We start from the raw sequence: 8,969 nt of genomic DNA, 5'->3' as shown, positions 1-8,969 counted from the left end.
TTTAAAGCACGGTTACATCGCCGGTAAAGGCACTGACGATGAGATCCGCTACAAAGAAGTCACCTTCCGTGAACTGACCTCAAAAGACGTTATCGACGCCCAACTGGAAGCTGAGCGTGTGGTCATCGGCGAGAACGGCAAGGCGGTGGCTTATTGCTCTGAGGTCCTGATGGGGCTGGGTATGCTGCGGCGCCAGATTGCCTTTGTGGGCGAGATTCCGGGGCCATTGTCCCTGAAGCAAGTCTACGCCTTTCACCCGGAGGATCTGGAGTTACTCAGCAGTAAAGCTGCTGCACTCGATGACCTGCTTTCGGAGACCGCGTCACGGGGGCGACCTGGTGCCGCTGGCGACGGCGCTGAGTAACCTTATCGTCAATCTTTCCCAACGTTTTGATATGTCCTACCTGCAGCAGTTGCCTCTCCGGCAACTGCTGCACCTGACAGAGCAGCTGAGGAAGCAACATGGCAAACCGCCTCACCACTGAAATACTCATCAATCTGGCAGGTAACCTGACAGCCAAAGCCCGCCAGTACGGTGCCAACATGTCCGAGTTCGCCCGTACAAATCAGAGGGCGATGTCAGTTGTTAAAGCCACCTCTGCTGCTGCAGGTCGAGGGCTTGATGCATTGGGTAATCGCTACACAACAATGATTGCCGGTTTTGCCGGGGGGGCTCTGTTACGAAATTATCAACAATTAGATAGACGTTTAACTCGAATGGGGATTACTGCAGGTAAAACACGAAAAGAGATTGCTGATATTTTCGATACCTCACAAAACGTAGCGATTAAGTTTGGAGTCGATACCAGCGAAATTCAGGGGGCCTTTGAGGAAATCAATGGCCGGTCTGGGGATCTGAATCTTGCGCTCAAGAACACCGACAACATAGGAATGGCGATAGCCGCTTCAGGAGCCGATGGCGCGACTCTTGGTGGACTCATCGCTGAGTATAAAAAACTTCAGATAGAAGATAAAAAGCAGACGCTACTTGCTCTGGATGGAATGAACCGGCTAGGTAAGGAAGGTGCTTTCGAACTTAAGGATGCCGCTGAAAAATTACCTGCTTCTCTTTCTATGTACGCCGCTGTTGGCGGGAAAGGTGTTAAAGGCGCAATGGATGTGATGACCGTTGCAGAATCTGCTATGGATGTAACAGCCAATAAAGATAAAGCAGCAACAGCCGTCGAAAATTTTATTCGTGACCTCCAGAATCCAAAGGTTGTTAAGACGTTGCAAAAAAATGGCATCAACGTTTTCGATGACAATGGTTCAATGCGACCCCTTCCTGACTTACTTCAGGAAACCGCTGCGAGATCTTCCCGTGGAGGCATAAAAAAACAACGCGGACGCCTCACTGAAGCCGGGTTTAATCAGGACAGTATGGATTTAATTGCAGGCGTTACCGGAGAGGCAGGCGCAAAAAAATTAAAAACTTATATGGGCGTAGTTGCCGATGGTCAGAGCATTATTGAGGATGCGGCTTATGCATCACAAGATTTCACATCAGCTATGCAACGCCTCGCAACAACCCTGGAAAAATTCGCTAATAAGAATCTGGCTAAGCCTATTCAGGAACTTGCGGATGTCATTAATAACTTAGACCCAAAAGTTGTCCAGGAATGGCTGGAGTTCGGTAAGAATGTAGCCATTTCGATAGGTGGGATTATTGCTGCAAGGAAGGCGTTCAAGTTTGGTAAAGATATCTGGGATATGTTTTCGCCAGGTAAAGGAAAGGGACTTCCGAGTGATGTTGCTGATGCTTTTGGTTCCGGTGTGATGCCGGTTTATGTGACCAACTGGCCAGCTGGCGGGCTGGGTGGAGATAAAGAAGATAGCCCATTTAAAAAGATCCTTAATCTTGCTTCAAATTTACCAGGTAATATTGGCACCGCCGCCACGGCAGCACTAGTGCTTAATGAGTCCTTAGATTTGTTAGATTTCGATCCTTTCTCCGATAAAGGTCGGGAGGAACTCATAAAGCGGGTCCAACAAAATAACTCACGTTCCACTATGTGGGATGATTTAAAGAACTGGATCGCATCTTCGGGTCAGTTGCCAACTGGTTATCAGGACCCGTCACCGTGGGCTTCAATGCAGCCCCAGAACCAGTATGCTTATCCGTTCCTGCCCCAGCAGCTGAAAGGCAGTATCGAGGTCTCCGTAAAAGATGATCGGGTACAGGTGACCAGCGTTAAGGTCAATGCCCCCGGCGTCACCATGAGTGCCTCCAGTGGTGTCCGTAACATGGAGCAGCAGTGATGGCCGCTAAATGGGAAGACCTCCGCGACGCCTCCTTCCGGGGCGTGCCGTTCTTTTTCCGTGACGTCGAGGGAACTGGCGGTCGCCGCGCTATCCCCCACGCCTACCCCAAAAAAGAGGTCGGCTGGACGGAAGACCACGGCGCGGTGCTGACTCAGCAGCAGATTAACGCGATCCTCCTCGGTAGCGACTACATCGACCAGATGAACCGCCTGCTGGCGGCGCTCAATACTGCCGGTCCCGGTGAGCTGGTGCACCCGTGGTTCGGCGTGCAGAAGGTCCAGGTGGGCCGGGTCACGCATCGCCTTTCCACTGAGGAAGGCGGCATTGCCTACGTTTCCTTTGAGGTGTACGAGGCTGGCGAGCAGCTGTTCCCGTCCGGCACCGAAGACAGCAGCGCCACCACGCTCAGCGCAGCGGACAAGGTCAAGGAAGCGCTGGCCAGCGGTGATTATTTTGCGGCGCTCGATGGCGTCGGTAGCATGGTGGACACCCTGCTGGAGGACATGGAGGGCTTTGTCACCAGCCTGCCGACCCTGCCGGATGCGCTCAGTGAGTGGATGGACCGCCTCAACCGGTTTAAGGACCTCGCCGGTATTGTGGCCGCCGCACCTGGTGAAATGATCCGCGATATCACCGGCCTCATCAGTGATATGAAAGACCTCGTCTCTGAGCCTCCGTTCGCCCTGCGGGTCTATGACCAGCTGCGCGACAAATGGGAAGGTGACCGGGCAGCACAGTCCGCAACCAAATCTCTGGTCGATAACATCAGCGTGAACACCGATACCGGCTTTGCCAGCAGCGTCACACCGGCATCAACGCCGGAGACCACGGCGGCGATGGAGATCAATATCGAAGACTTCCGCCGTCTGGTCATTATCTCCACGCTGGTCGCTCAGGCTGAAGCGGTGGCCACGGCGACCTTTGAGACCGGCCAGGATGCACAGAACACCGGCGACCAGCTGGCGGAGCGTCTCGGCGAGACCGCAGCGGAAGCCGTCGAAAGCGGCCTGCGTGAGCTGTGGCGTTCTCTTCGCGAGCTGCGGTTCGCGGTGGTGAATGATGTGCGTATTCGCAGCATCCAGCTGCCGGAGCTGCGCCGCGTCACCCCGGCCCGGACAGTACCGGTGATGCTGCTGGCCTACCGCGAGACCGGCGACGCGGAGAACCGGGATGAACTGGTGACCCGCAACCGACTGCGTTATCCCTCCTTTATTACGCCTTCACAGACGATTGAGATCATCAGCAATGACTGAAGAGTTAACCCTGAATGTTGACGGCAAGGTCTGGGGCGGCTGGACGGACATGACCATTAACCGCTCACTGGAGTCTGTGGCGGGCGAGTTCGACCTGACCGTTACTGCCCGATGGTCATCTGCCGCGCCACGCTCTATCAAGCCAGGCCAGTCCTGCACGGTTTCCATCGGCAGCGACCGCGTCATGACCGGCTATATCGACGATTTTATTCCCAGCTATGACTCGGAGAATGTCTCCCTGCGCGTCATGGGTCGCGACAAGACCGGTGACCTTGTGGACAGCTCGGTGGTCGATAAGTCCGGCCAGTGGAAAGGTCAGAAACTGGAACAGCTTGCGGCCACCATCTGCAAGCCCTACGGCATCGAGGTGGTTAATGAGACCGACACCGGCGACGCCTTTGCCAGCATCACCCTGGAACAGGGCGAAACTGGCTTTGAACTGCTCGACCGTCTGGCCAAACAGCGCGGCGTTCTGGTGACGTCAGACGCTTACGGTCGGCTGGTCATCACCCGCGCATCCACTCTACGGGCCGGAGTGGCGCTCACTCTCGGCGACAATATTCTGGCTGCACGTGGACGCTTCAGCTGGCGTGAGCGTGCCAGCCAGTACATCGTCAAGGGCTCCGCCAGCGCGGGCGGTTCAACATGGGACGACCAGCCGGTGAAGATGATCGGCGGACGTCAGACGGTAGTAAGCGACCCGGAGATCACCCGCTATCGTCCGAAGATTCTGGTCAATGAAGACAGCCTGACGGTCGGCGGTGCCAGCGCCCGAGGTGAGTGGCATAAGGCTTATGTGCTGGGCGAATCCAACACCACCGAAATCACCGTGGCAGGATGGCGGGAGAACGGTATCAGCGGGCCGCTGTGGCAGACCAACCGACTGGTGAAGGTAACCGACTCCATTCAGCAGCTCGATGTTACCTGGCTGATTAAAACTGTCTCCTTTATGGAAGGTGACAGCGGTCGTCTGACGGTACTGACCATGGCCCCGCCTGAGTCGCTGGACATGCCGTCCCAGAAGGCTAAAGCGAAAGGGAAAAAAGCGAAGTCGAAAACGACTGTGGGGGCAACATGGGACTGAAAGACGCTAATATCGGGCGCTCATTTGCAGAGCTTGGCCGCCGCCTGCGCCTGATGGTGGACCGGGCGCTGGTGCGCATTGTGACGGACAGCCTCGGACGGCAGAACCTGCAGGTGCAGTCGCTGGCTGATGAGACCAATGACGACGTCGAGCGCTTCCAGAACTACGGGTTTACCAGCGTCCCGCCTGCGGGATCAGAGGCGATTGTCGTCGCCGTGGGCGGACGTCGTGGCGGTCTGGTGGCCATCGCCGTCGAGGATAAAGGGAGTCGTCCTCGTGGCGGCGAAGAAGGCGACGTTATTCTTTATCATCAGGAGGGACATGTTATCGTTTTAAAAAAGAATGGCCTCGCCGAAATAAGGGTAAAGAAGATTAATTTAATTGCCGAGGAGTCTTGCGACATTATCGGTAAACAGATAAATATCACCGGCCCCACTTCTTTCAGTGAAGATATTCAGGTCCAGGGAAAAAGTTTCCTTGACCATATTCATAAGGATGGTGACGGTGAAAACACGACTAAACCCTTATGACCATCAGAATAAACTGGCACCTGCCCGCAGGTGGAGATATAGAGATTGAACACAATGGCCTTTCGTTTGACGAGGGCCTTGTTTCTTTGGTGTATATCTGCCTGTTTACTGATGCGCGGGCAGATACCAGCGACGAAATACCCGACGGCACCGATGACCGTCGCGGCTGGTGCGGTAATTCTTACAGCGATTTTGAATGGGGCTCAAAGCTCTGGCTGATTGACCGTGAAAAACTGACCGAAGAGGTCAGGCTCCGCGCGGAGAATTACGCCCGTCTGGCCATGCAACCGTTATTACGTTACGGCTATGCGCGGAATGCGCAGGTCATTGCCACCATTCCACGTATTAACTGGCTGGCATTAACCATTATTCTCACCCGCCCGGATAAAACCGAGTTAACCGTCGAAATAAAGAAACGCTGGGAGGCGGTAGAAAATGGCTACATTTAATGTCCCGACACTCCGCCAGCTTATTCGTGCCGGTATTCAGGATTTAGAGATTGAACTCGACCAGGAATTACCGATTGTTGGCGTTGAACGTGCGTTAAATACCGCTTTCAGCGGCGCTTTACGCGATGTCTACGATTATCAGACGTGGATTAAAAACCAGATTATCCCGTCAGAGCAGTCCGCTGACGAAACCATCATTGATACCGCCCGCTATGAGGGCGTTATTCGTAAGGCTGCATCCTATGCCAGCGGACCGGTCGCCTTCACCGGCACCCGACCGCTGCCGCTCGATACGGAGATGCAGACGCAGGACGGCGTACGCTACCACGTCACCGCCACCAGTGACCCGTCAGCGGGCAAAATCACCGTCACCGTGCAGGCTGACGAGACGGGCCTCAGCGGCAACCTGACGGCGGGCGACGTCCTGACTCTGATTTCCCCGGTGGCCGGGGTTAACAGCGATGGCGTGGTGGCGGATGCCGGTATCTCCGGAGGCGCGGACGTCGAGTCTGTGGCCGAGCTGCTGACCCGTCTGCTGTACCGCAAGCGTAACCCGCCAACCGGCGGCGCGCTGCATGATTACGTTATCTGGGCCACCGAACTGCCGGGTATCAGCCGGGCATGGGCCTTTGACTGCTGGCACGGGCTGGGTACGGTGGGCCTTGCATGGGTCTACGACCAGCGCACGGACATTATCCCGACCGGCACCGACCGCGAGGCGATGCAGGCGTACCTTTTCCGCCATCAGGACCCGGCAACCGGGACTTACGTCGGCAAGCCCGGCGGTATCGAGGTCTGGCCCATCCCGCTGACGCTCAAGCCGGTGCCGCTGACCATTCGCGTCATCCCCGACACTGCCGCCATCCGCTCTGCGGTCACCCTGAGCCTGCAGGCGCTGTTTCGTTCGGTCTCGCCGGGCGACACGCTGCTGCTCTCTGCCATCCGAACGGCCATCGGCTCATCGACGGGTGTCACCGACTACGAGCTGGACCTCACCACCAATCAGGCTAGCGAGAACTATGAGCTGCTGACGCTGGGAGCAATCACATGGCGCATCGTGTAGAGGACTGGCAGGACGTCCTGCAGCAGCTGATGCCGCGCGGTAAAGCGTGGCCGCGCGACCAGACGGCGGCGCTGACGTCACTTCTCCGGGGCTTCAGTTCCCGCCTGCAGCTGGCGGAGGCGAACGCGGATTTGCTGGTTACCGAGATGCGCCCGGAGACCACCGACCTGCTGCTGGCCGACTGGGAGGACTATCTCGGTCTGCCGGACTGCAACGCCATCCCGGACGGCTTCGACCGCCGCCGCGATGCCGTGGTGGAGAAGTATCACCGCAAGGGCGGGCTGGCCACCTGGCAGATTGAGCAGGCCGTGAAGGATGCGCTGGGCTTCACCATTCAGGTGACTGAAATCCTGCCGCATCACGTCATGCGCGACATCATGTATCCGATTTATTCCCACAAATACCGCTACCTGCTGCAGGTGACGGCCACGGATATGCCGATGATACGCTTTCGCAGTATCAGCAATGTCCTGACGCCGTTAATCAGCCTGCAGGCGCAGATACTGGAATGTTTTTTACGTCGTTACCGGCTCGCTGGCCACGATTATGATTTTCTTTATGAGGTTTAATTATGTATCACCTGGATAATGCCTCTTCCGTTCCTGAGATGCCCGCCATTAAGCCGGTATTATTTACCGAGCGCCGCTGGTTTACCGAAGGCGGCGACGGTATTCAGCCGAGTTATCCGGGCGCGGACTGGTTTAATGCCATTCAGGCGGAAATGCTGAACGTTCTGGCGCTTGCCAATATCACTCCGGATAAAAATGCGCTGGACCAGTTTGCTCAGGCCATCCGGTTATTTTCATCGGATTATATGCTCCCTCCGGGCATTCCACTTCCGTGGCCGGGGGCGATCGCGCCGAACGGCTTTATTCTTATGTTGGGTCAGAGCTTCAATAAAACGGCGTATCCGCGCCTCGCTGTCGCTTATCCCTCCGGCGTTCTGCCGGACATGCGTGGCCAGACTATCAAGTTTTTACCCGCCTCCGGGCGGGCGCTGCTGTCTTATGAGGCTGACGGTGTGAAGGCTCACGCACACACCGGGAGCGTGGCCTCCGCCGACCTCGGAACTGTGGCGACCAGCAACTTTGATCACGGCACAAAGGCCACCAGTTCGGATAACGAGCATGACCATGATGGCGGCATGTTAGCGCCGGGGGAAGCTTGGGACCCGGACTACGTCGTCGGGTCGGATAACGACTCACACCGCACCCGTAACAAAACCAGCAAAGCACCAGCCCACGGACATACCGTTAATATCGGTATTCACGGCCACACCGTTTATATCGGCCCGCATGCTCATGCCGTGACTATCAACAGTACCGGCAATACGGAAAACACCGTCAAAAATATCGCCTTTAACGCCATCGTGAGGTTAGCGTAATGTCATTCGAATTTTCTCAAAGCCCGCAGGCCATCTGGCTTTATCAGTACGACGTCGATGGCGTTTATATCGGCTCTGTTTTTATGACTATTCCGGCGGGCACAGGCTTGCCTGCTAATACAACGCATATTCCATGTGAACCGGATAAAGGTAAGACCGGCATATTTAAAAATGGTGACTGGGAATATGTGGATGATATTCGTGGGACCCGTTACTGGAATATTCAAGGCACCGGTTTTGTTATTTCGTCCCTGAGTGAATCGCTGCCGGAATGGGCTGTCACCACTGAGCCGCCGGTCGCTGATGCCGGTTATGTTCTGCTGTTCGCAGATGGCCAGTGGACACAGATTGAGGATAAAACCGGTCAGTTTTACTACGAGAGCGACGGTACGAAACATATCGTCTCTGATGCTTGGTTTATGCTGCCTAAAGGCTGCACGTTCGTGGCCCCACCAGAAGACAAATCGACGTTCGTCACCCGCTGGAACGGGGATGAGTGGGTTTATGTCAAAGACCTGCGTGGTCAGGTTATCTGGAACACCGCGACCCGTGAGCCTCTGACTATCACCGATATCGGTCCGGTTCCCGACGGCTACACCCTCAAAATGCCGGGTCAGTTTGATGAATGGGATGGATCTGCCTGGGTCAAAAACGAAGAAGCTGAGCGGACATACCTCATCGCTCAGGCTGACCGCCAGAAGGCGAAGCTGCTCTCTGAGGCTTCGGAGCGAATTTCACTGCTGAGCTATGCCGTCAGCAGCAGTCAGGCAACTGATGATGAAACCGCGCAGCTGGCACGCTGGGAGGCTTATCGCCTCGCGGTGAGCCGTGTGGATACCTCTGCCACCGATGTTGTCTGGCCTGAGAGGCCCTAAGGAGTTGCTATGTACCATCTCGACAACACCAGCGGCGTCCCGGAAATGCCGGAACCGAAAGATACTCAG

The 8,969-nt window shown here is 55.9% G+C and carries 10 protein-coding genes; all 10 read left to right on the top strand.

The features are described from left to right. Positions 1 to 364, top strand: a 364-nt coding sequence (locus N6G83_RS53475) for a phage tail assembly protein (RefSeq protein ID WP_260524378.1), incomplete at its 5' end; no start/stop codon positions are given. A gap of 98 nt (positions 365 to 462) precedes the next feature. Beyond that, positions 463 to 2,259, top strand: coding sequence for a phage tail tape measure protein (locus N6G83_RS53470; RefSeq protein ID WP_094898184.1), 1,797 nt, complete (start codon positions 463 to 465; stop codon positions 2,257 to 2,259). Further along, a complete protein-coding gene (locus N6G83_RS53465; protein WP_260524377.1) occupies positions 2,259 to 3,515 on the top strand; it encodes a DNA circularization protein in 1,257 nt (418 codons plus the stop codon). Before N6G83_RS53470 ends, N6G83_RS53465 begins: the two co-directional genes overlap by 1 nt. Continuing rightward, complete coding sequence (locus N6G83_RS53460) at positions 3,508 to 4,599, top strand: phage baseplate assembly protein (protein WP_094898182.1); 1,092 nt, start codon at positions 3,508 to 3,510, stop codon at positions 4,597 to 4,599. Before N6G83_RS53465 ends, N6G83_RS53460 begins: the two co-directional genes overlap by 8 nt. Continuing rightward, entirely contained in the window at positions 4,590 to 5,129 is a 540-nt protein-coding gene (locus N6G83_RS53455) for a phage baseplate assembly protein V (RefSeq protein ID WP_243234188.1), read from the top strand. Before N6G83_RS53460 ends, N6G83_RS53455 begins: the two co-directional genes overlap by 10 nt. Beyond that, entirely contained in the window at positions 5,126 to 5,578 is a 453-nt protein-coding gene (locus N6G83_RS53450) for a phage GP46 family protein (protein ID WP_049128811.1), read from the top strand. The genes N6G83_RS53455 and N6G83_RS53450 overlap by 4 nt, the downstream gene beginning before the upstream one ends. Continuing rightward, positions 5,565 to 6,641, top strand: a complete 1,077-nt coding sequence (locus N6G83_RS53445) for a baseplate J/gp47 family protein (protein ID WP_004114604.1) — start codon at positions 5,565 to 5,567, stop codon at positions 6,639 to 6,641. The genes N6G83_RS53450 and N6G83_RS53445 overlap by 14 nt, the downstream gene beginning before the upstream one ends. Further along, entirely contained in the window at positions 6,626 to 7,210 is a 585-nt protein-coding gene (locus tag N6G83_RS53440; RefSeq protein WP_049082578.1) for a YmfQ family protein, read from the top strand. Before N6G83_RS53445 ends, N6G83_RS53440 begins: the two co-directional genes overlap by 16 nt. Positions 7,211 to 7,212: 2 nt before the next feature. Beyond that, positions 7,213 to 8,025, top strand: coding sequence for a phage tail protein (locus tag N6G83_RS53435; RefSeq protein ID WP_049082579.1), 813 nt, complete (start codon positions 7,213 to 7,215; stop codon positions 8,023 to 8,025). Next, positions 8,025 to 8,900, top strand: a complete 876-nt coding sequence (locus N6G83_RS53430; RefSeq protein ID WP_049082580.1) for a tail fiber assembly protein — start codon at positions 8,025 to 8,027, stop codon at positions 8,898 to 8,900. The genes N6G83_RS53435 and N6G83_RS53430 overlap by 1 nt, the downstream gene beginning before the upstream one ends. The last annotated feature ends 69 nt before the right edge of the window (positions 8,901 to 8,969 follow it).

The sequence above is a fragment of the Serratia sp. PL7 genome, from assembly GCF_945957435.1.
This window is presented reverse-complemented; position numbering and strand designations above follow the sequence as displayed.

Coding starts and splice junctions, on each gene's coding strand:
- N6G83_RS53470 (WP_094898184.1), top strand. CDS start 463: ATGGCAAACCGCCTCACCACTGAAATACTCATCAATCTGGCAGGTAAC.
- N6G83_RS53465 (WP_260524377.1), top strand. CDS start 2,259: ATGGCCGCTAAATGGGAAGACCTCCGCGACGCCTCCTTCCGGGGCGTG.
- N6G83_RS53460 (WP_094898182.1), top strand. CDS start 3,508: ATGACTGAAGAGTTAACCCTGAATGTTGACGGCAAGGTCTGGGGCGGC.
- N6G83_RS53455 (WP_243234188.1), top strand. CDS start 4,590: ATGGGACTGAAAGACGCTAATATCGGGCGCTCATTTGCAGAGCTTGGC.
- N6G83_RS53450 (WP_049128811.1), top strand. CDS start 5,126: ATGACCATCAGAATAAACTGGCACCTGCCCGCAGGTGGAGATATAGAG.
- N6G83_RS53445 (WP_004114604.1), top strand. CDS start 5,565: ATGGCTACATTTAATGTCCCGACACTCCGCCAGCTTATTCGTGCCGGT.
- N6G83_RS53440 (WP_049082578.1), top strand. CDS start 6,626: ATGGCGCATCGTGTAGAGGACTGGCAGGACGTCCTGCAGCAGCTGATG.
- N6G83_RS53435 (WP_049082579.1), top strand. CDS start 7,213: ATGTATCACCTGGATAATGCCTCTTCCGTTCCTGAGATGCCCGCCATT.
- N6G83_RS53430 (WP_049082580.1), top strand. CDS start 8,025: ATGTCATTCGAATTTTCTCAAAGCCCGCAGGCCATCTGGCTTTATCAG.